Annotated in this window: 18 protein-coding genes; 15 read left to right on the forward strand and 3 right to left on the reverse strand. The window is 72.4% G+C overall.

Annotated features, from left to right (window positions below; genetic code table 11):
- Positions 1–59 precede the first annotated feature (59 nt).
- The 3 genes from QMG39_RS13235 to QMG39_RS13245 all read left to right on the forward strand — a co-directional run bounded on the left by QMG39_RS13235 (position 60) and on the right by QMG39_RS13245 (position 4,784).
- Positions 60–1,841 (forward strand): ABC transporter family substrate-binding protein, encoded by a 1,782-nt coding sequence (locus QMG39_RS13235; protein WP_281885740.1) that lies wholly within the window; start codon positions 60–62, stop codon positions 1,839–1,841.
- Positions 1,842–2,038: 197 nt separating this feature from the next.
- On the forward strand, positions 2,039–3,586 hold the full coding sequence (locus QMG39_RS13240) for an ABC transporter permease (protein WP_281885742.1): 1,548 nt from the start codon (positions 2,039–2,041) through the stop codon (positions 3,584–3,586).
- A 1-nt stretch (position 3,587) separates the two neighbouring features.
- The gene (locus QMG39_RS13245; RefSeq protein ID WP_281885744.1) at positions 3,588–4,784 is read left to right on the forward strand and encodes an ABC transporter permease; all 1,197 of its coding nucleotides are present in this window, start codon (positions 3,588–3,590) and stop codon (positions 4,782–4,784) included.
- An 11-nt stretch (positions 4,785–4,795) separates the two neighbouring features.
- Here QMG39_RS13245 and QMG39_RS13250 read toward each other — a convergent pair whose 3' ends face one another.
- Positions 4,796–5,392, reverse strand: coding sequence for a PH domain-containing protein (locus QMG39_RS13250; RefSeq protein WP_281885746.1), 597 nt, complete (start codon positions 5,390–5,392; stop codon positions 4,796–4,798).
- Between the two features lie 50 nt (positions 5,393–5,442).
- Between QMG39_RS13250 and QMG39_RS13255 the strand changes: the two genes are divergently transcribed.
- The 7 genes from QMG39_RS13255 to QMG39_RS13285 all read left to right on the forward strand — a co-directional run bounded on the left by QMG39_RS13255 (position 5,443) and on the right by QMG39_RS13285 (position 17,238).
- Complete coding sequence (locus QMG39_RS13255) at positions 5,443–7,113, forward strand: ABC transporter ATP-binding protein (protein WP_281885748.1); 1,671 nt, start codon at positions 5,443–5,445, stop codon at positions 7,111–7,113.
- A gap of 19 nt (positions 7,114–7,132) precedes the next feature.
- Positions 7,133–9,859, forward strand: coding sequence for an ABC transporter permease family protein (locus QMG39_RS13260; RefSeq protein WP_281885750.1), 2,727 nt, complete (start codon positions 7,133–7,135; stop codon positions 9,857–9,859).
- Positions 9,856–12,573 carry an FtsX-like permease family protein gene (locus QMG39_RS13265; protein WP_281885752.1) on the forward strand — a complete coding sequence of 906 codons (2,718 nt, stop codon included), beginning with the start codon at positions 9,856–9,858 and terminating at the stop codon, positions 12,571–12,573. The genes QMG39_RS13260 and QMG39_RS13265 overlap by 4 nt, the downstream gene beginning before the upstream one ends.
- Positions 12,570–13,553, forward strand: a complete 984-nt coding sequence (locus tag QMG39_RS13270; protein ID WP_281885754.1) for an ABC transporter ATP-binding protein — start codon at positions 12,570–12,572, stop codon at positions 13,551–13,553. The genes QMG39_RS13265 and QMG39_RS13270 overlap by 4 nt, the downstream gene beginning before the upstream one ends.
- Positions 13,546–14,220: an ABC transporter ATP-binding protein gene (locus QMG39_RS13275; RefSeq protein ID WP_281885756.1), complete on the forward strand. Its 675-nt coding sequence runs from the start codon at positions 13,546–13,548 to the stop codon at positions 14,218–14,220. The genes QMG39_RS13270 and QMG39_RS13275 overlap by 8 nt, the downstream gene beginning before the upstream one ends.
- A 50-nt stretch (positions 14,221–14,270) precedes the next feature.
- On the forward strand, positions 14,271–16,175 hold the full coding sequence (gene typA, locus QMG39_RS13280; protein WP_281885758.1) for a translational GTPase TypA: 1,905 nt from the start codon (positions 14,271–14,273) through the stop codon (positions 16,173–16,175).
- Between the two features lie 172 nt (positions 16,176–16,347).
- The gene (locus QMG39_RS13285; protein ID WP_281885761.1) at positions 16,348–17,238 is read left to right on the forward strand and encodes a M23 family metallopeptidase; all 891 of its coding nucleotides are present in this window, start codon (positions 16,348–16,350) and stop codon (positions 17,236–17,238) included.
- A 102-nt stretch (positions 17,239–17,340) separates the two neighbouring features.
- Here the strand turns inward: QMG39_RS13285 and QMG39_RS13290 are convergent, their stop codons facing one another.
- Positions 17,341–18,132: an enoyl-CoA hydratase/isomerase family protein gene (locus tag QMG39_RS13290; RefSeq protein ID WP_281885763.1), complete on the reverse strand. Its 792-nt coding sequence runs from the start codon at positions 18,130–18,132 to the stop codon at positions 17,341–17,343.
- Between the two features lie 120 nt (positions 18,133–18,252).
- Here QMG39_RS13290 and QMG39_RS13295 point away from each other — a divergent pair, with 120 nt between their 5' ends.
- The 5 genes from QMG39_RS13295 (at position 18,253) to QMG39_RS13315 (ending at position 22,042) form a co-directional block, all read left to right on the forward strand.
- Positions 18,253–18,705 carry a hypothetical protein gene (locus QMG39_RS13295; RefSeq protein ID WP_281885765.1) on the forward strand — a complete coding sequence of 151 codons (453 nt, stop codon included), beginning with the start codon at positions 18,253–18,255 and terminating at the stop codon, positions 18,703–18,705.
- A gap of 23 nt (positions 18,706–18,728) precedes the next feature.
- Positions 18,729–19,082, forward strand: coding sequence for a hypothetical protein (locus QMG39_RS13300; RefSeq protein ID WP_507762688.1), 354 nt, complete (start codon positions 18,729–18,731; stop codon positions 19,080–19,082).
- A 38-nt stretch (positions 19,083–19,120) separates the two neighbouring features.
- Positions 19,121–19,441: a ferredoxin gene (fdxA, locus tag QMG39_RS13305; protein WP_281885769.1), complete on the forward strand. Its 321-nt coding sequence runs from the start codon at positions 19,121–19,123 to the stop codon at positions 19,439–19,441.
- A gap of 2 nt (positions 19,442–19,443) precedes the next feature.
- Positions 19,444–20,553 carry a succinyldiaminopimelate transaminase gene (gene dapC / locus QMG39_RS13310; protein ID WP_281885771.1) on the forward strand — a complete coding sequence of 370 codons (1,110 nt, stop codon included), beginning with the start codon at positions 19,444–19,446 and terminating at the stop codon, positions 20,551–20,553.
- Positions 20,554–20,734: 181 nt separating this feature from the next.
- Positions 20,735–22,042, forward strand: a complete 1,308-nt coding sequence (locus QMG39_RS13315) for a citrate synthase (RefSeq protein ID WP_281885773.1) — start codon at positions 20,735–20,737, stop codon at positions 22,040–22,042.
- A gap of 61 nt (positions 22,043–22,103) precedes the next feature.
- On the opposite strand, the gene QMG39_RS13320 is transcribed toward QMG39_RS13315, so the two are convergent.
- On the reverse strand, positions 22,104–24,683 hold the full coding sequence (locus tag QMG39_RS13320; protein ID WP_281885775.1) for a penicillin acylase family protein: 2,580 nt from the start codon (positions 24,681–24,683) through the stop codon (positions 22,104–22,106).
- Positions 24,684–24,759: the final 76 nt, after the last annotated feature.

The following is a 24,759-nucleotide window of genomic DNA, read 5'->3' on the forward strand; positions in this document are numbered from 1 at the left end:
CGGGCGCCGGTCGATCTTGTGGATACAACTACACCTTGCACCCCTGCACAGGAGGAAATGTGAACATCAAGCGTGGGGCGGCTGGCGCAGCCGTCATCGCCGCGGGAGCACTCGTGCTCTCGGGCTGCTCGCTGCCGTATGAGTCGGAGGTCATCGAGGGAACCGAGATCACGGTTTCCTGGAATGACATCATCGACAACTTCAACAGCAGCAGCACCTCGGGTAACAACATCGCGAACAGCAATGTGACCTACCTGACGACGGCGAGCTTCAACTACTACGACAACTCGCCCGAGCTGGTCCAGAACACGGACTTCGGCTCGTACGAGAAGACCAGCGACGACCCGCTGACCGTCGAGTACACCGTCAACGACAACATCGTCTGGTCGGACGGCACGCCGCTCGACGAGGCCGACCTGCTCCTGTCGTGGGCGTACATCTTCGCCGGCGTCACCGACGAGGAGGGCGCACCGCTCTTCAACTACGCGAACCCGCGCGCCGACCTCGCCAGCTCGCTGCCCGAGATCGACGACAACAAGCTCACCCTCGTCTACGACAAGGCCTACGTCGACTGGGAGACCCAGTACGGTGTCGGCTCGGTCGCGGCGCACGCGGCGGTCATGCTCGCGTACCCGGAGATCGAGGACCCGCAGGAGGCCAAGGACGCGCTCGTCGAGGCCATCCAGAACGGCGACTCCGAGTGGCTCGCCCCGGTCGCCGAGGCGTGGGAGGCGGACTTCCAGTCGGCCAACACCCCCGAGTCGGAGCTCGTGACCCTCTCGTACGGCCCCTACATCGTGGAGGAGCTCGTCGAGGAGGACTACGTCACCCTCGTCGCGAACGAGGAATTCGCCTGGGGCCCCTCGCCCAAGTACGAGCGGATCACCATCCGCCAGATCGCGGACCCGACCGCTCAGGTGCAGTCGCTCCAGAACGGTGACGTCCAGGTCGCTTCGGGCCAGCCCACGCCGGACGTGCTGCAGCTCGTCCAGGAGACCGAGACCGCTGACTACCACACCAGCGACGAGGCCACCTACGAGCACGTCGACCTGACCTTCAACAACGGTGGTCCGTTCGACCCGGCGACCTACGGTGGCGACGAGGAGACCGCGAAGGCCGTTCGCATCGCGTTCCTCAAGACCATCCCGCGTAACGAGATCCTCGAGAAGCTCATCCACCCGCTCAACCCGAACGCGGTCGTGCGCAACTCGATCCTCCAGATCCCGGGCTCGCCGATGTACGACCCGATCGTCGAGGAGAACGGCTCGGCCGAGTACGCCGAGGTCGACATCGAGGGCGCCAAGGCGCTGCTCGAGGAGGCCGGTGTCGAGACCCCGGTCGAGGTCAAGTTCTGGTACCCCGAGGGCAACGAGCGTCGTGCCGCCGAGTACGAGCTCATCGCCACCTCGGCCGCCCTCGCCGGCTTCGACGTGACCGACGACTCCGAGCCCAACTGGGAGTTCACCGACACCGCCGCCAACCCGACGAACCCGCACGACGCGGTCATCTTCGCCTGGGCGTCGACGAGCCTCGCGCTCACCGGTACCGACCAGTACCTCGGTTCGGGCCAGCCGTCGAACTTCGGTGGCTACTCGAACGAGATCGTCGACACGCGTCTCGCCGACCTCGAGACCGAGCTCGACGTGGACGAGCAGATCGCGATCCAGCTGGACGTGGAGAAGGAGCTGTGGGCTGACGGCTACGGCATCACCATCTTCCAGTTCCCCGGTCTGACGGCATGGGACAAGGGTGTCGAGGGCATCGCCCCCGCTCCGCTGGCCCCGTACTACTTCTGGAACTTCTGGGAGTGGGCGCCGACTGACGGTGCGACCGCCGAGTAATACGGCTATCGCCTCACCCGGTGGGCCGGATGCGACCTCCGCATCCGGCCCACCGGCCTGATCCCGGCGGGCGGGTGAAGTTGCATCCCAGCTTGCCCCGCCTATACTGACCTCTTCGAACCGGCAGCGGCCCACCCGGCCGCCGCTCCCGAGGGGTGTCGCCGGGTCTCGTGCCGAACCACCCGTAAGGACCCCCGGTGTTCTCCTTCGTCGCCAGGCGACTCGTCGCCACCCTGCTCGTCCTGCTCGTCGCGTCATACGTCGTGTACGTGCTCACCGCCGTCTCGGGCGACCCGCTCGCCGAGCTGCGCGGAAGCCGCGACCCCGACGCGCAGGCCAAGATCGCGGACCTCGCGAACAAGCTCGACCTCGACACCCCGCCCGTGCTGCGCTACTTCGCCTGGCTCGGCGGCGCCGCAGGCTGCCTCGTCGGCAACTGCGACCTCGGCATCTCCGTCGCGCGCGGTGAGGCCCCCGTCACCGAGGTCATCATGACCGCGATGGGCTCGACCCTCCAGCTGGTCACCGCCGCGACCGTCCTCGCCATCCTCTTCGGCATCGCGATCGGCATGACGACCGCGCTGCGCCAGTACAGCGGATACGACTACACCGTCACGTTCGCGACCTTCGTCTTCTACTCGCTGCCCGTCTTCTGGGTCGCGGTGCTCCTCAAGCAGTACGGCGGTATCGCCTTCAACCAGTTCCTCGGCGATCCGGTGATCCCGTGGTGGTTCATCCCCATATTCGGACTCATCACCGGCTTCATCCTGATGTCCATCGTCGGCGGCGGACTCGCCACGAGGATCAAGACGTTCGTGTTCACGGGCCTCGCAGGAGCAGCGCTGCTCCTCGTGCTCGACGTCACGGGCTGGTTCTCGGAGCCGTCGATCGGCATCGCCGGCATCATCCTGTTCTCGACCGCCAACGCCCTCATCGTGGCGAGCCTCACGACCGGTCTCCGCGACCGGCCCGCGCTCATCGCGTTCGGGCTCGCCGCCGTGGTGGCGCCCGTCGCACTCTGGTTCCCCTTCCAGTTCCTCTTCTTCTACGGGAACGCGTGGTGGACCATCGCGCTCGTGGCGATCATCCTCGTCGCGGTCGGCGCGCTCGTCGGATTCGTCTTCGGCGGTGACCGCAAGGCGAACCTCGCGCGCGTCGTGGGGCTCGCGGCGGGCCTCGGCACGATCCCGCTGGTGGCCGACCAGATGTTCCAGCGCTGGGCGACCTACGAGCAGATCATCCCGCTCTCGAGCGGCGTCATCTCCACGATCGGTGCGTCCACCCCGGCCATCGACCGGCGCGACGACTACTGGCTGCAGATGCTCGACTCGATGACGCACCTGATCCTGCCGACCATGACCCTGATGCTCATCTCGCTCGCGGCGTACACCCGGTACTCGCGCGCCAGCCTGCTCGAGGTCATGAACCAGGACTACGTGCGCACCGCGCGCGCCAAGGGCCTCTCGGAGCGCGTCGTCGTGATGCGCCACGCGTTCCGCAACGCCATGATCCCGATCGCGACGATCATCGCGTTCGAGTTCGGCGGCCTGATCGGCGGCGCGGTCATCACCGAGACGGTGTTCGCGTGGAAGGGCATGGGAGCAGTGTTCTCCGATGCGCTCGAACACACGGACGTCAACCTGATGATGGGCTTCTTCCTCGTCACGGGCGTGCTGGCCGTCGTCTTCAACATCATCGCCGACCTCTTGTACTCGGCACTCGATCCGCGAATCCGGGTGAGCTGACATGACCGACCCCAAGAACACCGCAACGGCCACGGACGAGTCCCGCGGCAGCGAGATCAGCATCGAGCAGCGGCAGGTCGCCGGGCTCAGCCAGGGCGCCATCGTGCGCCGCCGGTTCTTCCAGCACCGCGGCGCGGTCGTCTCGCTGATCGCGTTCGGCCTCCTCGTCCTGTTCGCCTTCAGTTCCGTCGGCACCGTCATCGGCGGCAGCGGCGAATACGCGGTCGACACGAGCACCGGCACCCTCGGCATCGACGGCTTCCGCATCGCCGGCTGGTGGGACAAGGACTGGTGGACCCGCTACCCGATCGTGAACTCGGGCCACCCGACGCTCCAGCTCTGGCCGTTCCAGATCGGTGAGCACCCGTTCGGACAGGACGACCTCGGCAAGGACATGTTCGCCCGCGTCATGCGCGGCACCCAGCAGTCGCTGATCGTCGTCTTCCTCGCCGGCATCATCGCGACCGTCATCGGCGTCGTGGTCGGCGCGGTCTCGGGCTTCTTCCGCGGTCGCGTGGACTCGCTGCTCATGCGCTTCACCGACGTCGTCATCATCATCCCGATCCTCGTCCTCGGCGCGGTGCTCGCGCGCACCCTCGGCGGTGACGCGATCACGATCGGCGTGCTGCTCGGCGCGATCGCCTGGACCGGCCTCGCACGTCTCGTGCGCGCCGAGTTCCTGGCCCTGCGCGAACGCGAGTTCGTCGACGCCGCCCGCGTCGCGGGCGCGAGCAACGGCCGCATCATCTTCAAGCACATCCTGCCGAACACCGTCGGCGTGATCGTGGTGAACTCGACGCTGCTCATGAGCGCCGCGATCCTGATCGAGGTGTCGCTGAGCTTCCTCGGCTTCGGCATCACGAACCCGGACATCTCACTGGGTCAGCTGATCAACCAGTACCGTGGCGCGTTCACCACGCGGCCGTGGCTGTTCTGGTGGCCGGGCATCTTCATCATCATCATCGCCCTCTGCATCAACTTCGTCGGCGACGGCCTCCGCGACGCCTTCGACCCGCGCCAGAAGCGCGTGCCGAACTTCAACGGGCCGATGTCGGAGCTGCGCCGCTGGTGGGCGCAGCGCGGCGCGGACCGCACCGGTGCCGTCGCTCCCGGCGGTGCGGCCGACGGCATGTCGGCGACCGGCGCGCCCACGTCCGGTGGGCCGACCGGCCGCGGGTCGGCGGCCGAAGACCGGTGATCTCGATGCGGCTAGACCACGACGCCCAGCACGGTCGCGAGGATGAGCACCGCGAATCCCGCGATCGTGGCGACGTGCACCGTCACGTCGCGGGGGCTGCCGTCGTCGACCAGCCGGTCGCTGTCGCGCAGTTCCTCCCAGCGGCGGCGCACCAGGTAGGCCGCCGCGCCGGAGTCGCTCGACACGAGGTCGCCGGGTCGCACCGTGCCGGCCACGTAGCTCGACTCGGGCAGGTGCGTGCCCTGCTCGCGCGACGCGAAGAGCAGGGAGTAGCGGCCGGGTGCGGGTGCCGCCCAGGCGCTCACCTTGCCGTGCGTCGTGTCGAGCATGAGCGCGTAGCGCGTATCGATACGGCGGATCTGGCCCCACGGCACGCGTGTGGTGCGGAAGACGTTCGCGATGGCCACGCCGTCGTCGTCGATGCGCACCGACGGGCGCCAGTAGGCCGCCCAGGCGGCGTACGCGAGCAGCGCAAGCATGGGCGCGAAGGCGACGAAGTCGCCGGGCGCGCCCATGAACGCGGCGACCGCGCCGATGCCGCAGGCAACGAACACGGCTCCCGCGAGCCATCGACCGAACCGGGGGCGGAAGACATGTACCTCGGACACCACACCATCGTCGCAGATGCGATGCGAACCATCCCGAAAGGCCACCTCCAGTGAACGAGACGCAGAGCCGGATCGACCCGGTCCTCGAAGTGCGCGACCTCGGCATCGACTTCTGGGTCGAGGGCGAGTGGGTGTCGGCGGCACGTGGCATCAACTACACGCTGAATCCCGGTGACGTGCTCGCCATCGTCGGCGAGTCCGGCTCGGGCAAGTCGACGAGCTCCATGGGCGTGCTCGGGCTGCTGCCCGGCAACGGCCGCGCGACCGGCAGCGCCAAGCTCGCCGGCGAGGAGCTCATCGGCGCCCCGGTGTCGAAGTTGCGCAAGGTGCGCGGCCAGGGCATCTCGGTCATCTTCCAGGAGCCGATGACCGCGCTGAACCCGGTCTACACGGTCGGCTTCCAGATCGTCGAGGCGCTGCAGATCCACAACCCGAACATGCGGCGCAAGCAGGCCGCGGAGCGGGCGATCGAGCTGCTCACCCAGGTCGAGATGCCCGACCCGCAGAAGGCGTTCGACTCGTTCCCGCACCAGCTCTCGGGCGGCCAGCGCCAGCGCGCGATGATCGCGCAGTCGATGGCGAACGACCCGAAGCTGCTCATCGCCGATGAGCCGACCACGGCGCTCGACGTCACCGTGCAGGCCGAGATCCTCGACCTCATGCGCCGCCTGCACACCGAGCTCGGCTCGGCGATCGTGCTCATCACGCACGACATGGGCGTGGTGGCCGACCTCGCCGACCAGGTGATCGTCATGAAGGACGGCGCGGTCGTCGAGAACGGCAGCGTCGTCGACGTGTTCGAGTCGCCGAAGCACCCGTACACGCAGGCCCTGCTCGCGGCCGTGCCGCACCTCGGCACCGTGACCACCGACGAGGCCGAGGTGGCGCAGCGCGTCGAGTCGGAGTCGGTGCTGCACATGCGCGACGTCGTCCTCGAGTACCCGAAGCGCGGCCGCGTGCCGGCGTTCCGGGCCGTCGACGGCGTCGACCTCGAGATCCGCCGCGGCGAGGTCGTCGGCCTCGTGGGCGAGTCGGGCTCGGGCAAGACCACCATCGGTCGCGCCGCGATCGGCCTGCTCCCCGTGCACTCGGGCGAGATGACCGTCGCCGGCCGCAACATGGTCGGTGTGGGCACCAAGGAGCTGCGCGACATCCGCCGCGACATCGGCATCGTCTTCCAGGACCCGGGCTCGTCGCTGAACCCGCGCATCCCGGTCGGCGAGTCGATCGCCGAGCCCCTCATCCTCGCCGGTGAGAAGGACAAGAAGGTCGTCAACGCCCGGGTGGAGGAGCTGCTCGACGCGGTCGAGCTGCCCCGCTCGATGCGCAACCGCTACCCGCACGAGCTCTCGGGCGGCCAGCGCCAGCGCATCGGCATCGCCCGCGCCCTCGCGCTGAAGCCCCAGCTGCTCGTCGCCGACGAGCCGACCAGCGCGCTCGACGTCTCGGTGCAGGCCCGCGTGCTCGAGCTGTTCACCTCGCTGCAGCAGGACCTCGGGTTCGGATGCCTCTTCGTGACGCACGACCTCGGCGTCGTCGACCAGCTGGCCGACCGCATCGCGGTGATGCACAACGGCAAGCTCGTCGAGCAGGGCACGCGCGACCAGATCCTCCGCAACCCGAAGGACCCGTACACGCAGCGACTCATCGCCGCCGTGCCGGTGCCGGACCCGACGGAGCAGCGCGAGCGCCGCGAGCGGCGCCGCACCGCGCTCGGCTGAGCGCTCCACCGCCCCCGAGGTGACGAGGCCACGAGCACGGCGGCGCGGGAACGCGCGGTTCCTCCTGGCGCGCGCCCGCGCCGCCCTCCCGGCACTCGTCGCGCTCGCGGTCACGACCGCGGTCGCCGCGGCGACCCTCGCCGGCCTCGTGGGCGCGATCGCCGTCGTGGAGTCGCGCGCCGCACTGGCGGCCGTCGCCGCGGCGCCGGGTGACGGCGACCGCGTGGTCGTGCGGCCCGAGTCGGGCGACCCCACCGACGCCGTACCCGCGGTGCGCGACGCGCTCGGGTCGCTCGGCGCGCCGGGTGCCCTCGCGATCGAGGTCGACGGCCGCACGCTGGTGCTGACGCCCGACCCCGCACGCTTCACGGCCGGTGCCGCGGCCGCCCTCGCGGGCGGGCTCGCCGATCTCGACGATGCGGTTGCCGACGCCGGCGGCCCCGAGGTGCAGGCGTCGGGCGGGCTGCGCCGCACCCTCGTCGACCTGCTGCCCGGCCTCGAGTCCAGGCGCGGACCGACCGCGGTCGCCGTCGGCATCACCGGGCTCGTGGCCGCGGTCGCGGTCGCAGCGGTCGCGCTCGAGGTCGTGCGCGTGCGCACCATCGAGACGCGCCTGCAGCGTGCTCGCGGCGCGTCGCGCCGGCGACTCGTGGGCATAGCCGCATCCGAGGCCGCCGTGGTGGCGGCGACCGGGGCGATCGCGGGCGGGCTCGCCGGCACGCTCGTCGCGGCGCTCGCCGGTGTCGTCGCGGTCGGGGCCTGGCCGGCGGTCGCCGTGGGCGCGGCCGTCGTGCTCGTCGCGGTTGCCGCGGTGGTGATCGGCACGTTCCGCGGCGCCGACCGCACCTCGGCGCGGACCGACGGCACCGCGCTGATCGGCACGGCCGTGCTCGTCGCGATCGTCACGGGCGTCGCCGTCTGGCAGTTCGCCCAGGCGGGCAGCGCCGTGGTCGTTCGCGGCGACGGCTCGCGAGGCGTCGACCCGATCGTCGCGATCGCTCCCGCGCTGGTGCTCGCCCTGGCGGGCCTCGTCGCCGTCGCCGTTGCCGCGCCCGTCGCGCGCGTGATTGCCGCGGCGTTCACGGGTGCACGCGGTGCGAGCCCCGTCACCCCGTTCCGTCTCGCCTCGCGCAGGCCGGCCCGCCACGCCGTCACCATCGCCGTCGTCCTGCTCGCCGCCGGCGCCGTGACGCTCGCGGTCGCGTACCGCGGCAGCATCGAGGCACTCGGCGCGGCGCCCGAGGACGTGCGCGTCGGCGCCGACGTGCGCGTGGAGCTGCCCGATGGGGTGTCCGCAGCGGACATCGCCGACGTCGCAGGCGCCGACGCGGCCATGGCGGTGCGCCCGCTCGAGGTGCGGGGGAGCGACGGCACCATCCCCGTGCTGCCCGTCCAGGCGGCGCAGCTCGCCGACGTGCTCGCCGACGCCGACGGCACGATCGACCCGCAGGCCCTCGCGGAGGCGCTGGGCCAGGGCGGCGACGGTCCCGCTGGCATCGCGCTCCCGGCGGGCATCCGGTCGTTCACGGTCGAGCTGCACGTACCCGAGGGGGAGTACCAGCAGTCCGACGGGTCGACCTTCACCGGCCCGCCGCCCGGCATGACGGCGGGCTTCGTCCTGGCCGACGCCGAGGGGCGGTTCGCGCAGTTGGCCGCGACCAACGTGGAGATCACGGAGCTCGAGGGGTCCGATGTCGGCCAGCTGGTCGAGTTCGAGAACCTCATGGATTCGACGACCGAGCTCGAACTGCCCGACGGCGGCCCGTGGACGATCGTGGAGCTGCGCGTGGGCCACGCCGAGGAGTACGGGATCGGGGCTCCCGCGGGGGCACCCGTGGACCTCGTGGTGCGTGCCGACGGGCAGCCGGTCGATCTCACCCCGCTCGAGCTCGCAGCCGGCGGCGACGGGTCGATCCAGGAGTTCGGCGACGGCATCCGCGTGGGCGTGCCGTCGCCCTCCGGTCCGTCGACCGAGGCGGTGCGCGCGGTGCCCGCCGGCGCGCCCACGCGCGTGCCCGCGGTGTTCACCGAGCAGGTCGCCGCAGAGCTGGGCGCCGACGTCGGCGACGAGCTCTCGCTGCGCATCCCGACCATGAACGCCACGATCGACTTCGAGGTCGCCGACGTCATCCGGCTGCTGCCCGGCGCTCCCGACGGACAGGGCATCCTCACCGACCTGGTCACCGCGTCGCTCTCGGCAGCGGTTCCGCTCGAGCCGACCGAGGTCTGGTTCGGCACGACGGATGCGGCGGAGGTCGCGCTCGCGGTCGAGGAGGCGTTCCCCGCGGCATCCGTCGACGCCGCCGACCCCCTCGCGGCCGCCGACGCCGAGCGCACCGCCGTCGCGTTCGTGCTCGCGGCCGCCGCCGCGACCGTGCTCGCCCTCGTCGTGCTCGTGCTGCGCCGCACGCGCACCCGCCAGGACACGCGCGAGCTCGCCGTGCTCGCGGTGCTCGGCCTCGGCCGGCGCGGCGCTGCCCGCGTGCGCACGCTCGAGGAGGTCTCCACGCTCGTGCTGGGCGCCGTCGGCGGCGTCGCGGCGGGCCTCGCGACCGCGTGGGTCGTCGTGCCCGCGCTCGTGCGGGGCGCGTACGTCGACCTGCCGGCGACGTTCCCGGTCGTGCTCGAGTTCGACCTCGTGGTGCTCGGTGTCGCGGTCGGCGCGCTGCTGGCCGCGAGCATCCTGATCGCCGCGACCGTGCGCGCCCCCGCCGCACTCGCCCCCGTGCTCCGGGAGGACGAATGACGAAGTCCCCGGGCATCGCGCGGCTGACGCGCCGCCGATTCGCCACGCCCCGCAGCGCCGCGCTCGTGATCGTGGCGCTCACGGCGCTCGTCGCGTTCGTGGTCGCCGCGGCGCCGCGCGCGCTGGCCGGCGTGATCCGCGACGAGGTCGCGTACCAGGTCGACCAGGTCGCGCCGACCGGCCGCGACCTGACCGGGCGCATGCTCGCCGCACCCCTGCCCGGCGCCGCCACGGAACCCGCCGTCGTCGAGGGCTGGGACGAGGGGGCGGATGCCGCGTTCGGCGCGTTCGGCGAACGGCTCGCCGCGGTCATGGGAGGCGTCGACCCGGCGCTCGCGCCGCTGCTCGGCGAGCCCGGGTTCGCGGTCTACGAGGTGCCGATCGAGGCAGAGCCCGAGGACCTGCCCGCCACCGCCCCGACGGGCGTCGTGCAGCTGCTCGCCGACGTGCGCATGCGCAGCGAGCTCGACGTCGTCGAGGGGGAGTGGCCGGCGACCTACGACGGCAGCGGCGAGCTCGAGATCGTGCTCGCCCGCGACGCCGCGGAGACGATGGCGTGGCCGGTCGGCGAACTGCGCACCATGCCCGGCGGCCTCGGCGCGAATGATCCGCCCGGCGAGCCGGTGCGCCTCGTCGGCCTGGTCGAAGCCGTGGACCCCGATGCGGACCGCTGGCAGCATCTGCCGAACCCGCTGAGCGCGGCCATCTTCGACGACGGCAACCGCCGGCCCACCGCCACCGCTGCCGCCTACGTCGACGCCGCGGGCTGGCACGATCTGCCCGCCCGCCTGCACTACCAGCCGCAGACCACCGCGTGGATCCCGCTCGACGCCGATGCCGCCGCCGCGCAGGACCCGTCGGCCCTGCTCGCCGCCATGCGCGGCGCGACCGCGCAGTCCGAGCGCATGGACGACAGCGGCGACGCGCGCATGAGGTTCTCGAGCTCGGTCGTCGAGGTGCTCGCCACGGCGGTCGCCCGCTCGCACGCCGCCAGCGCGATCCTCACGGTCGCCGCGGTCGGCCCCATCGCGGTGAGCGTCGCGCTCGTCGTGCTCGCCGCATCCCTCGTGGTGCGCCGACGTCGCGGCGACCTCGCGCTGCTCGCCGCCCGCGGCGCGCCGATCGGCCTGCTGCGCCGCCTGCTCGCGCTCGAGGGGCTCATCCTCGGCGTGCCGGTCGCGGTCGTCGCCGCGGCGGTCGCGGTCGCCACGGTGCCGACCGACGCCGGCTGGCTCGGCACCGCGATCGCCGCGCTCGTCGGGTTCGTGCCCGCGATCGCGCTCGCGGGCGCGCTGCGCCCCGCGTCGCTCGCCCCCGGCCGCGCCGACCTCGACGCCCCGGTGCGCGGCCGCGCGCGCCGCATCGTCGAGGGCGCCGTGCTGCTCATCGCCGCGATCGCGGTCGCGCTGCTCGTGGTGCGCGGCATCGGTCCGTCGACGGGCGGCGTCGACCCGCTGGTCGTGGCGGCGCCGCTGCTCGCGACCGTCGCGCTCGCGCTCATCGTCGTCCGGCTGCATCCGCTGCCCATCGCCGCCGTGCTGCGGCGCGCCACCCGCGGCCGGGGCGTCGTCGCGCTCGTCGGCGCCGCCCGCACCCTGCGCGACCCCGCCGCCGGCACCACCGCCGTGCTCGCGATGCTCGTGGCCGTGGCGGTCGCCGTGTTCTCGTCGCTCGTGCTCGCGACCGTCGACGGCGGCGCGCAGCAGGCGGCCGAGCGGCAGGTGGGCGCCGACATCCGCGTCTCGGGGCCGTTCTTCGACGCCGAGCGCACCGAGGCGATCCGGGCCGTCGGCGGCGTGGAGGAGGCCGTCGGGCTGCTCGTCGGCGACCGCGCCCCGGTCGACGGACCCGACGGCGGCTCGCCCGCGATCGTGCTCGCGACCGAGACCGAGCGGCTCGCCGCCGTGCAGGCCGACCTCGACGAGGGCTTCCGCTTCGTCGACCTCGCTCCCGGCGACGACCAGGTGCTGGCGCTCGCCTCGCCCGCGCTCGTCGAGGCGGTGGGCGACGGCACCATCACGGTCGCGTACACCGACGTCGAGGTCGTCGGCGAGATCGCCCGCGTCGCCGGCGAGAACACGCCCGCCGAGTGGCTGCTCGTCGACGCCGAGGACTACCGCGCGGTGACCGCGCTCGGCTACTTCCCCCAGGTGCTGCTCGTCGACGTCGCGGACGGGGCGGATGCCGCGGCCGTCGCCGCAGCGATCTCCGAGACGATCGGCGGCCCGCACGCGATCGAGCGCCTCGACGAGCGCACCACGCGCATCCAGGGCTCGCCCGCGGTGACCGCGCTGCGCGTCGCGCTGCTCCTGGCCCTCGGCCTCGCCGTCGTGCTCTCGATGATCGCCGTGCTGCTCGTCGCGGGCGTCTCGCGCGACGCCCGCTCGCGCACCATCGCGCTGCTGCGCACCATGGGCCTCGACCGTCGCCAGTCGCGCGGCATCGTCGCGTGGGAGTTCGCGCCGCTCGGGGCCACCGCGCTCGTGGGCGGCACCCTGCTCGGCGCCGTGCTGCCGCTGCTCGTCGTCGCCGCGGTCGACCTCAGGCCCTTCACCGGCGGCGCCGTGCAGCCCGGCATCGCCGTCGACCCCGTGCTGACCGGCGCGCTCGTCGCGGCCGTCGCGGTGGCGCTCGCCCTCGCGGTCGTCGTCGGCGTCGTGACCGCGCGCACCACCTCCATCGCCACCGTGCTCCGAACCGAGGAGGACCGATGACCACCACGTCCATCGCCGACACCGGCCCCGACATCGAGTGCCACGGCCTCGTGCGCATCTTCACGGTCGCCGACATCGAGGTGCAGGCCCTCCAGGGCCTCGACCTGCTCGTCGACCGCGGCGAACTCGTCGCACTCGTCGGCGCATCGGGTTCGGGCAAGTCGACGCTGCTCTCCATCCTCTCGGCGCTCGACGCCCCGACCGCGGGCAAGGCCACCGTCGCCGGTCGCGACCTGCCGTCGCTGTCGAACCGCGAACGCGTGCGCTACCGCCGCGAGGTCGTCGGCTTCGTCTGGCAGCAGACCGCGCGCAACCTCCTGCCGTACCTCTCGGCGCTCGAGAACGTGCAGCTCGCCCGCGCGATCGGCGGCGACCGGAAGCACCCGGAGCGGGCGCACGAGCTGCTCGACCTCGCGGGGGTCGCCGACCTCGCCGGCCGACGCCCGGCCGAGCTGTCGGGCGGCCAGCAGCAGCGCGTCGCGATCGCGGTCGCGCTCGCGAACGACCCGCGCGTGCTGCTCGCCGACGAGCCGACGGGAGACCTCGACGAGCACGCCTCGGTCGAGGTGCTCGAGACGTTCGAGACCGTGAACCGCGAGCTCGGCACCACGGCGCTGCTCGTCACGCACGACCCGACCGTGTCGGAGCACGTGCAGCGCACCGTGCAGATCCGCGACGGCCGCACCTCGACCGAGGTGCTGCGCTGGACCCACACCGACGACGAGGGCCGCGAGCACGCCATGGCCGAGGAGTTCGCGGTGCTCGACCGCGTGGGCCGGCTCCAGCTGCCCGACGACTACCTGGCGCGCCTGTCGCTCCGCGAGCGCGTGCGGCTGCGGCTCGAGGCCGACCACGTGGGGGTGTGGCCGGGCCACCGGGGCGCGCCCGAGCCGGGGAGCGCCGATTCAGGGGCATCCGAACCGCACGAGGCATCCGATCAGACCGAAGGCGACGACCCGCAGGGAGGCGACCGTGGCTGAGCACGTGCTCGAGGCGGAGGGCCTCTCCGTCATCCACCGCACCCCGGCCGGCGACGTCACCGCGCTGGCCGACGCATCCCTCACCCTCTCGCCCGGCGAGTTCGTCGTGCTCATCGGCCCGTCGGGTGCGGGCAAGACGACGCTGCTGCACGTGCTCGGGGGCATCCAGCCGCCCACGACCGGCACCGTGCGGGTCGGCGGCGTCGACCTCACGACGGCGGGCGAGTCCGAGGCCGACCGCATCCGCCGTGACGACGTCGGCTTCGTGTTCCAGTCGTTCGGCCTGATCGGCGCGCTCTCGGCGCAGGAGAACGTCGAGCTGCCGCTGCGCATCCAGGGGGCGGATGCCGCGGAGCGCACCGAGCGCGTCGGCATGCTGCTCGACCGGGTCGGCCTCGCCGGCCACGCCTCGCAGCGTCCGGCCGAGCTGTCGGGCGGGCAGCAGCAGCGCGTGGGCATCGCGCGTTCGCTCGCGGGCCGTCCCCGCATCCTGCTCGCCGACGAGCCCACCGGCCAGCTCGACTCGACGACGGCCGCCGCCATGGTGGAGCTCATCGCGTCGATCGCGCACGAGGACGGGCTGGCGGTGCTGCTCACGACCCACGACCCCTCGATCGTGGAGCGCGCCGACCGGGTGCTCGAATTGCACGACGGCGTGCTGCGATAGGCTGTCCTGTCGGCTTCCCGGCGTTCTCCCTCACTCCCAAGGACTTCTTCATGGCCTCCGCCACCCGCTCCGACGTGCGCAACGTCGCGATCGTCGCCCACGTCGACCACGGCAAGACCACGCTCGTCGACGCCATGCTCAAGCAGACGCACTCGTTCGCCGAGCACGCGCACGTGGACGATCGCGCGATGGACTCGAACGAGCTCGAGCGCGAGAAGGGCATCACGATCCTCGCCAAGAACACGGCGGTGGAGTACGCGGGGGCGCACGCCCCCGACGGCCCGGTCACCATCAACGTGATCGACACCCCCGGCCACGCCGACTTCGGCGGCGAGGTCGAGCGCGGCCTGTCGATGGTCGACGGCGTCGTGCTGCTCGTCGACGCGAGCGAGGGCCCGCTGCCGCAGACCCGCTTCGTGCTGCGCAAGGCGCTGGAGGCGCGCCTGCCCGTCATCCTGCTGGTGAACAAGACCGACCGGCCCGACGCCCGCATCGACGAGGTCGTCGCCGAGAGCCAGGACCTCCTGCTCGGCCTCGCCTCCGACCTGTCGGACGACGTGCCCGACCTCGACCTCGACGCGATCCTCGACGTCCCCGTCGTCTACGCCTCGGGCAAGGCCGGCCGCGCGTCGACCACGAAGCCCGCCGACGGCGCGCTGCCCGACTCCGACGACCTCGAGCCGCTGTTCGACGCGATCCTCACGCACATCCCCGCGCCGACCTACGACGACGAGGCCCCGCTGCAGGCGTGGGTCACCAACCTCGACGCGTCGCCGTTCCTCGGCCGCCTCGCGCTGCTGCGAGTGTTCAACGGCACCATCCGCAAGGGCCAGACGGTCGCGTGGGTGCGCCACGACGGCACGCACTCGAACGTGCGCATCACCGAACTGCTGAAGACCAAGGCGCTCGAGCGCCACCCGGCCGAGGAGGCCGGCCCCGGCGACATCATCGCGGTCGCGGGCATCGAGGAGATCACGATCGGCGAGACCCTCGCCGACCCGGAGGACGTCCGGCCGCTCGAGGCGATCCACGTCGACGACCCCGCCATCTCGATGACGATCGGCACGAACACGTCGCCGCTCGTCGGCAAGGTGAAGGGCCACAAGCTCACCGCCCGCATGGTCAAGGACCGCCTCGACCGCGAGCTCATCGGCAACGTCTCGCTCAAGGTCCTCGACATCGGCAAGCCCGACGCGTGGGAGGTGCAGGGCCGCGGCGAGCTCGCGCTCGCGATCCTCGTCGAGCAGATGCGCCGCGAGGGCTTCGAGCTGACCGTCGGCAAGCCGCAGGTGGTCACGCGCACCGTCGACGGCAAGGTGCACGAGCCCTACGAGCACCTCACGATCGACGCCCCCGAGGAGTACCTCGGCGCGATCACGCAGCTGCTCGCCGCCCGCAAGGGCCGCATGGAGAACATGACGAACCACGGCACCGGCTGGGTGCGTATGGAGTTCGTCGTGCCGAGCCGCGGCCTCATCGGCTTCCGCACCGAGTTCCTCACCATCACCCGCGGCACCGGCATCGCGAACGCGATCTCGCACGGCTACGGCGAGTGGGCCGGCGTCATCACGACCCGCAACAACGGCTCGATCGTCGCCGACCGCTCGGGCGTCGTGACGCCGTTCGCGATCATCGCCCTGCAGGAGCGCATGACGTTCTTCGTGAACCCCACGGAGGAGGTGTACGAGGGCATGGTCATCGGCGAGAACTCGCGCAACGACGACATGGACGTGAACATCACCAAGGAGAAGAAGCTCACGAACATGCGTTCCTCGACGGCCGACACGTTCGAGTCGATGACCCCGTCGCGCCAGCTCTCCCTGGAGGAGTGCCTGGAGTTCGCCCGCGAGGACGAGTGCGTCGAGGTCACCCCCGAGAAGGTGCGCATCCGCAAGGTCGAGCTCGACGCCACGGCCCGTGCGCGGGCCGCATCGCGCCTCAAGAAGCAGGCCTAGCCGGAGGTTCCGGATGCCGGTGGGCGACGCCCGCCGGGGGAGAAGGCGCTCGCGCGCAGTCCGGCGCGGGCGCCAATACCGAGCGTTCTTTCAGGTTCGGTCACGTAACGTACGTCGGGTCGTTCATCGACCGTTACCCGAACGTTACATTTCCCCCGAGGTTCCCCCAGCAATGCCCCGCCGTTCCACCGGCCGCCGTGCGGCCCCGCGCCGCCGCGCGTTCACGCCCCGTCGCGGGTGCGCCCCGTCGGCGACCCAGCGCCTCCTGCGCAACGCGCAGCGTGTGCTGCGCGACGCGTCGGTCACGGGCGCCAAGTGGTTCGAGGGCCCCGAGCACCCGCTGAGCGCCGAGGCGTACCGCGCACGCAAGGCGCGCCTGCGCACCGCGACGAGCGGTCTCGGGTTCCTCTTCGTCGGCGCGCTCGCGGTCTCGACGACCCTGCCGGCCGCTGCACTCACGTCGAACGACGGCCAGGCGCACGCCTCGGTCTACGACGAGCCCGCCGAGGATCCGCAGACGATCGTGGTCGGCGCGGCCGAGCTCGAGCCTGTGCGGCCCGGCTCCTACGACGTCGAGGCGGCACCGCCGCCCCTCTACACCTCCGTCGCGGGCGTGGGCGTGACCGCGCTCGCCGACGTCGACAAGGTCGTCTGGCCGTTCGCGAACTACTCGAAGGTCAGCGACGGCTTCGGCTACCGCGTGGCACCGTGCGCGGGCTGCTCGACCTACCACGACGGCATCGACTTCAACCCGGGCGCGGGCACCGCGATCGGCTCGATCTCCGACGGCGTCGTCATCACCGCGACTGCCGCCGGCGGCGGCCTCGGGAACTACGTCGAGGTGCAGCACAACATCGGCGGCCGCCTCGTCACGAGCCTGTACGCGCACATGCAGTCCGGCTCGATCTCGGTCTCGGTCGGCCAGAAGGTCACCGCGGGGCAGACGCTCGGCCGCGTCGGCTCGACCGGCCAGTCCACCGGGCCGCACCTGCACCTCGAGATGTACTACACCGACGGCGTGCGGTTCGACGGCTACGCCTGGCTGCTCAGCCACGTCAACTGACGCCGGCGCGCCCGGGTCCGCGTCGACGGAGTACGCGAACTGCGGGAACGCCCGACGCGTTCCCGCATCTTGCGTACTCGGTGCCGGGGTCGGGCGACGCCGTCAGCGACCCGTGAACTCCGGCGTGCGCTTGGCGAGGAACGCCGCCGTGCCCTCGCGCATGTCGTCGGTCGCGAACGCGCGCGAGAACCCGTCGATCTCCAGCTCCGTCGCCCGCTCGGTCGGCGTGCCTGTCGCGTCGACGAGCACCTGCTTCGCCAGCGCGACCGCGCTCGGCGATCTGGTGCCGATCTCGTCGAGCGTCGCGCGCGCGGCCGCGAGCAACGCGTCGCGGTCCGGCTCGACCCGTGAGGCGAGGCCGATGCGCTCCGCCTCGGCGGCGTCGACCATGCGGCCCGAGTAGATCAGCTCCTTGGCGCGGGCGAGGCCGACCGCGCGGGGGAGCCGCACCGTGCCGCCGAACCCGGGGATCACCCCGAGCGAGACCTCGGGCAGCCCGAACCGCGCCTGCGCCGACGCGTAGATGAAGTCGCAGGCGAGCGCGAGCTCGAGCCCGCCGCCCAGTGCGTAGCCGTCGACGCACGCGATCACCGGTGCGCCGAGCGACTCGATGCGCGCGACGGTCTCGTGGCCCAGCCTGCCCATCGCCGCGGCGCCGTCGGCGTCGAGGCCCGACAGCTCGCGGATGTCGGCGCCCGCGACGAACGCCCGACCGCCCGCGCCGACCAGCACGACGCCGCGCAGCCCGGCGCCCGCATCGGCGAGGGCGTCGAAGGCCGCGCCGAGCTCCTCGAGCACCTGGCGCGAGAGGGCGTTCAGGGCGGCGGGCCGGTCGATCGTCACGGTCGCGACCGGGCCGTCCCAGGTCGTCGTGATCACGGGCTGGTCGTCCATGCGGATGCTCCTCGCGTCGTCGGCAGGTCGGACCCACCGTACGCGACCCTCGGGCCGGGAGTGAACCGGGTCGTGGGCAACCCCGATGCGCAGGGCGGTACCGGGCAATACACTGCCTGCATGCCCACCACCGCACTCCGTGCCGCTGCCGCCGTCGCCGTCTCCGCCGCACTCGCGTTCGGCCTCAGCGGATGCTTCGGCAACCCGCTCGAGCAGATCGTGAACCAGGGCGTCGAGGACGCCATCGAGGGAGCGACCGGCGGCGCCGTCGGGCTCGGTGAGATGCCCGAGGGCTGGCCGGCCGAGGTGCCGGTCGTGGACGGTGAGGTGCTGTTCGGGGCATCCGGCACCGTCGACAACGAGACCGGCTGGGCGGTCACGATCCAGGCCGACTCGGCCGAGCCGCTCGAGCAGGCGCGGCAGCAGCTGCTCGCGGCGGGCTTCGACGAGGACTCCGCGCTCGCCGAGGCCGGCGGCACCGGGGTCGTCGCGTTCAGCAACCCCCGCTTCGACGTGATCGTGACCGCGGGCAACGACGGCATCGCGTACGTCGTCGTGCCCGCAGGCCAGTGACCGGCGCCGCCCGCATCGCCGTCATGGCCGGCGCCGTCGTCGCCGGCGCCGCGTACGGCCTGCTCGGAACCCTGGGCCATCGCCTGACCTGGACCGTCGGCGACGTCGCGATCCCGTGGGGCATCGTGCTCGCGCTCCTCGGCGCGACCGCGCTGCTCGTGGGCCTGCGCCTCGCGACGCACGATCGCTGGGTGGCGTTCGCCGGTGCGTTCGGCCTCGTGGGCGTGGTCTCGCTGCTCTCGCTGCCGCAGCAGGACGGCACCCTGCTCATCTCCGGTGAGACCGCCGGCATCGCCTGGACGATCGGCCCGACGCTCGTCGCGGTGCTCGTCGTCGCATGGCCGTCGCTGCCGCAGCGGCCGCGCGCCGACGCGTAGACTGGCTGGGCCCAACAACAGAAGGGAACGCGAACACCGTGACCTATGTCATCGCCCTCCCGTGCGTCGACGTCAAGGACCGCGCCTGCATCGACGAATGTCCCGTCGACTGCATCTACGAGGGGGAGCGTTCGCTCTACATCCACCCGGACGAATGCGTCGACTGCGGCGCATGCGAGCCCGTGTGCCCGGTCGAGGCGATCTACTACGAGGACGACCTGCCCGACCAGTGGGCCGACTACTACAAGGCCAACGTCGAGTTCTTCGACGACATCGGATCGCCCGGCGGGGCGGCGAAGGTCGGCGTGATCGCCAAGGACCACCCGGTCGTGGCCGCGCTGCCGCCGCAGGCGCACTGACCGTGGCGCTCGGCGAGCTCCCGGACTACCCCTGGGACCTCATGACGCCGTACCGCGAGCGCGCGGCGCGGCACCCGGGCGGCACGGTGGACCTCTCCATCGGCTCGCCGGTGGATGCGACCCCCGACGTGGTGCGCGACGCGCTGCGCGAGGCGACCGACGCGCACGCGTACCCCGCGACGACCGGCACGCCCGAACTGCGCGCGGCGATCGTCGACTGGTTCGCCCGACGTCGCGGCGTCACGGGCCTCACGCCCGACCACGTGCTGCCGACGATCGGCTCGAAGGAGCTCGTCGCGATGCTGCCGTTCATGCTCGGCGTCGGGGCGGGCGACGTGGTGGTGCACCCGCGTGCCGCGTACCCCACCTACGCCGTGGGAGCGACCTTCGCGGGCGCCGACGCGGTGGCCTCCGACGACCCCGCCGAGTGGCCCGAGGAGACCGCGCTCGTCTGGCTGAACAGCCCCGGGAACCCCGACGGCCGCGTGCTCGACGTCGAGGCGCTGCGCGCCGCGCATGCCAGGGCGCGCGAGCTGGGCGCCGTCGTCGTGAACGACGAGTGCTACGCCGAGCTGGGGTGGGACGCGCCGTGGGACGAGCTGCGCGTGCCGAGCATCCTCGACCCCCGCGTGATCGGCGACGACCGCACCGACACCCTCGCCGTCTACTCGCTGAGCAAGCAGTCGAACATGGCCGGGTACCGTGGCGCGTTCGTCGCGGGCTGCCGCACCCGCATCGCGCGGCTGCTGAACGTGCGCAAGCACGCGGGCCTCATGCCGCCGGCGCCGCTGCAGGCGGCCATGGTGGCCGCCCTGGGCGACGACGCGCACGTCGCGGAGCAGAAGGCGCGCTACCTGGCCAGGCGCGACGCACTCGTGCCCGCGCTGATCGCGGCGGGCTTCCGCATCGACCACAGCGAGGCGGGCCTCTACCTCTGGGCGACCGAGGGGCGCGACGCCTGGGAGAGCATCGACCGGCTCGCCGGGCTCGGCATCGTCGCGGGCCCCGGGCACTTCTACGGCCCGCACTTCCCCGAGCACGTGCGGCTCTCGCTGACGGCGACCGACGAGCGGGTCGCAGAGGCGGCCGCACGCCTCTCGGCCGCATCCTGAGCGCGGGGCGGCCCCGGGGCATCCGCCTGCCGTTGGCCGAATCGTGCAGCCGTCCACGGGGATCGTTGGCGGATGCGACAGTAGGTCGTCCCGCCGTCTAGGCTGTATGCGGGCGCCCGGCCGTGAACCGACGGCGGGCGCGCACCATCCCCCGAGACACACCCGGATCACAGGAGGCGCCGTGGGCGACGTCGAGACGCGAACGAGTGGCGAGCCGGAGCAGGCGACGCTGACCTACCCGGGAGGGACTGCGAGCTTCCCGGTCGTTCCGTCGGTCGAGGGGGCGTCGAGCATCGACATCTCGACCTTCATGAAGCAGACCGGCATGACCACGCTGGACTACGGCTTCGCCAACACCGCCGCGACCCGCTCGTCGGTCACCTACATCGACGGCAACGCCGGCATCCTGCGCTACCGGGGCTACCCGATCGAGCAGCTCGCGCAGGGCTCCACCTTCCTCGAGGTCGCCTGGCTGCTCATCTACGGCGACCTGCCGACCGCCGACGAGCTCGCCGCGTTCGATGAGCGCATCCGCCGCCACACGCTGCTCCACGAGGACCTCAAGCGCTTCTTCTCGGCACTGCCGCACACCGCGCACCCCATGTCGGTGCTCTCGAGCGCCGTGTCGGCCCTCTCGACGTACTACGAGGACTCCTCCGACCCCAACGACCCCGAGCAGGTCGAGCTCACCACGATCCGCCTGCTCGCGAAGCTGCCGGTCATCGCCACCTACGCGCACAAGAAGTCGCTCGGCCAGGCGTTCCTCTACCCCGACAACTCGCTGTCGTACATCGACAACTTCCTCAAGATGAACTTCGGCATCCTCGCCGAGCCGTACCAGATCGACCCGACCGTCTCGGCCGCGCTCGACCGCCTGCTCATCCTGCACGAGGACCACGAGCAGAACGCGTCGACCTCGACCGTGCGCCTGGTCGGCTCGACCGGCGCCAACCTCTACGCCTCGGTCTCCGCGGGCATCAACGCGCTCTACGGCCCGCTGCACGGCGGCGCCAACGAGGCCGTGCTCGAGATGCTCGCGCGCATCAGGGACTCCGGCGAGGGCGTGCGCGGCTTCGTCGAGCGCGTCAAGCGCAAGGAGGAGGGCGTGCGCCTGATGGGCTTCGGCCACCGGGTGTACAAGAACTACGACCCGCGCGCGAAGCTCGTCAAGGAGAGCGCCGACGCGGTGCTCGCGGGCCTCGGCGTGAACGACCCGCTGCTCGATATCGCCAAGGAGCTCGAGCAGATCGCGCTCGAGGACGACTACTTCCGCGACCGCAAGCTGTACCCGAACGTCGACTTCTACACCGGCGTGATCTACAAGGCGATGGGCTTCCCGACGCGCATGTTCACGGTGCTGTTCGCGATCGGGCGCCTGCCCGGCTGGATCGCGCACTGGCGCGAGATGCAGGTCGACGGCTCGACCAAGATCGGCCGCCCGCAGCAGCTCTACGTGGGCGAGCCCGAGCGGCAGTTCCCGGCCCGCTGAGCGCGCGCCGGGGCGGCTGCGTCCGGCCCCGGCCGTTCGGTGGTGCCGCGCGGCGCGGCCGTCAGCGCCCCTCCGGCCGCATGAGCAGCGTGTGCTCGGCGAGTTCCTGCGTGCGCTCGAGCGTGAACGGCCACGGCAGCGTGCCGCCGCGCGACCAGACGTCGGTCTGGTCGACGTAGTTCCGGTCGAAGGCGTGGCCCGATGCGCCCGAGGAGTTCACCCAGCGCGACGCGTCGAGGTCGGCCAGGTCCACCAGCATTCGCATCGACGGCACCGACGTCGCCGCGTAGCCGTCCCGCGCGTCCCAGGCGGTGGCGTCCACGATCGCGGACGAGCCGCCGAGCTGCCATGGCCCGCGGTCGAGCAGCAGGCGCGCGGGCAGGAGGCCGGTCTCGCCGAAGGCCCGGCTGCGCAGGTCGAGCTGGTGCAGGCGCCCCCAGCGCCACTGCGCGGGCTCCGAGCCCATGCGGTCCGCCGCCTCCTGCCAGGCCTCGGTCAGTGCCCGGGCGAGCATCGCGTCGCGGCCGTCGACGCCGGCCGCGTCGTCGACCCACCACTGCGCCTCCGGCTCGTCGAGGAGCCCGTCGACGACGCGGATCCACCGGTCGCCGCCGGCGGGCAGGGTGCTGGCCGGCAGCTCGGCGAACATGTCGCCGAGCAGGGTGCCCCAGACGACCTGGAAGTACGCGGCGCCCGCGCTGTCGACGTCGCTCACGCCGTCCCAGTCCTCGAGGAGCTGCCGGCCGCGGGCGGCATCGCCCTCGAGCGACAGCTCGGCGAGCGCCGGCAGGAGCATCGCCGCGGCGGGGTCGACCTGGTCGAACTGCAGGTTCGCCATCGTGGCGAGGCTCACCGGCTGCTCGGCGTCGATCGACTCCCGGAGCACCCGGTCGATGCGGGCGGCGCGGTACCCCTGCGACCAGTCCTGCGTGAGCATGGGTCCGTCGCCCGCGTCGAGCGGCGGGGTGTTGGCCGCGACGAGGTACCCGCGGTCGGGGTTCGACTCCCGGGGCATCTCGTCGAACGGGACGACGCCGCTCCAGCGGTAGTCGGTGTCCCAGCCCGGAACGGGGAAGGTGCCGTCGCCGGTCTCGCGCACGGGCACCCGGCCCACCGCCTGCGAGCCGATGTTGCCGTTCACGTCGGCGAACAGCAGGTTCTGGGCGGGCAGGTCCCAGCGCTCCGCGGCCTCCCGGAAGCTCCGCCAGCCGGCGGCCCGGTTCATCTCGAGGATCGCCCGTGCGGTGCGCGACGGCGTGAAGCCGGTCCACTGCAGCGCGAGCTCGTAGCGCGCGTCGTCGAAGCCCGCGGCCTCCGGGTATCCCTCGGCGACGGCGTCGAACCCGTCGTCGAGTCCCGTCACGAGCGGCCCGTGCCCGGTCGAGCGCACCGTGATCGTCACGGGGGCGCCGCCCGCGACCTCGATGACCTCGCGGCGCTCCTCGAACGAGACCATGGTGTCGTCCTGCAGGTACTCGCCGCCGTCGACGCGCTCGACGTACAGGTCGGTCGTGTCGGCGAGCAGGTTCGTGGGCGTCCAGGCGATGGCCGCGTTGTGCCCGGCGATGATTCCGGGCACGCCGGCGAAGCCGAAGCCGGAGACCTCGTACGGGCACTCCTCCGAGACGGGCGCGCAGCGCAGGCCCGACTGCGTCCAGGCCGACGGCAGCGCGGCCTCGAGGTGCGGGTCGCCGGCGAGCAGCGGGAGCTCCGACGCCGTGTGCGAGCCGTCCACGACCCAGGAGTTCGACCCGATCTCGGCACCCGGGGTGGTCAGCACGCCGGGCAGCGCGTCGAGCCGGGCGCGCAGCTCGGCGAGCGGCGCGGCGAGCACCTCGGCGTCCTGATCGGTCGCATCCGTGGCGCCCGTCGACGCGCCCTCGGCCTCGGCGTCCTCGCCCTCCTCGTCAGGGAGCGGGGGCGGGTCGCCGATGATCGTCGGCGCGGCGTCGTAGTCGAAGCCCGGGTGCAGGCGCTCGACCTCCTCGGCGGGCAGCGCGGTCGACAGCAGTGCCCGGTCGAGCTCGTCGTCGAGGTTGGCGCGCTGGTCCCACGCCGCGGCCTTCAGCCACGCGACCGAGTCGGCCGGGGTCCACGGCTCGGGTTCGTAGCCCGGCAACTGCAGCGCGAGCAGGACGTACTCGATCGAGAGGTCCGCGCCGCCGCGCGTGTCGAGGTACGCGTTGACGCCGGCGGCGTAGGCCTCGTACGCGGCGCGCGTCGTGTCGTCGAACTCCTCCACCTCGCGTTCGGCGACCTGCCGCCAGCCCAGCGTGCGGACCAGGGCGTCGGATGCCACGTACTGCTCGCCGAGCAGCTCGGCCAGCCGTCCTGAAGCGGCGTGGCGGCGGTAGTCCATCTCCCAGAAGCGGTCCTGCGCGTGCACCCAGCCCTGGGTGAAGAACAGGTCGGCGGTGGTCTCGGCGACGACCTGCGGCACGCCCGCGTCGTCGCGGTACACGACCGCCGGCTGGTCGAGCCCGGCGACCTCGATGCGGCCGGACGTCTCGGGGAACGAGCGCTGCACGGTCCACCAGCCCACGCCGGCGCCGACGACGACGGCGACGAGCAGGAGGACGAGCAGGCTCACGAAGAACGCGGTGATGCGGTGGCGGTGGGTGCGAGGCCGGTCGGATCCCACGCATCACTCCTTCGTGTCGATCGATCGGCGCCGCCGCACGACGGGCCGCGTGGGGCCACACTATCGCCCGAGCGAC

The organism is Agromyces rhizosphaerae, from assembly GCF_027925245.1.
GTDB classification, from domain to species: Bacteria; Actinomycetota; Actinomycetes; order Actinomycetales; family Microbacteriaceae; genus Agromyces; species Agromyces rhizosphaerae.

Bases quoted from the DNA above. Each gene is read 5' to 3' on its own strand.
- typA (WP_281885758.1), top strand. From the start codon at position 14,271: ATGGCCTCCGCCACCCGCTCCGACGTGCGCAACGTCGCGATCGTCGCC.
- QMG39_RS13300 (WP_507762688.1), top strand. From the start codon at position 18,729: ATGGCCGGCGCCGTCGTCGCCGGCGCCGCGTACGGCCTGCTCGGAACC.
- QMG39_RS13290 (WP_281885763.1), bottom strand. From the start codon at position 18,132: ATGGACGACCAGCCCGTGATCACGACGACCTGGGACGGCCCGGTCGCG.
- QMG39_RS13285 (WP_281885761.1), top strand. From the start codon at position 16,348: ATGCCCCGCCGTTCCACCGGCCGCCGTGCGGCCCCGCGCCGCCGCGCG.
- QMG39_RS13270 (WP_281885754.1), top strand. From the start codon at position 12,570: ATGACCACCACGTCCATCGCCGACACCGGCCCCGACATCGAGTGCCAC.
- QMG39_RS13245 (WP_281885744.1), top strand. From the start codon at position 3,588: ATGACCGACCCCAAGAACACCGCAACGGCCACGGACGAGTCCCGCGGC.
- QMG39_RS13295 (WP_281885765.1), top strand. From the start codon at position 18,253: ATGCCCACCACCGCACTCCGTGCCGCTGCCGCCGTCGCCGTCTCCGCC.
- QMG39_RS13265 (WP_281885752.1), top strand. From the start codon at position 9,856: ATGACGAAGTCCCCGGGCATCGCGCGGCTGACGCGCCGCCGATTCGCC.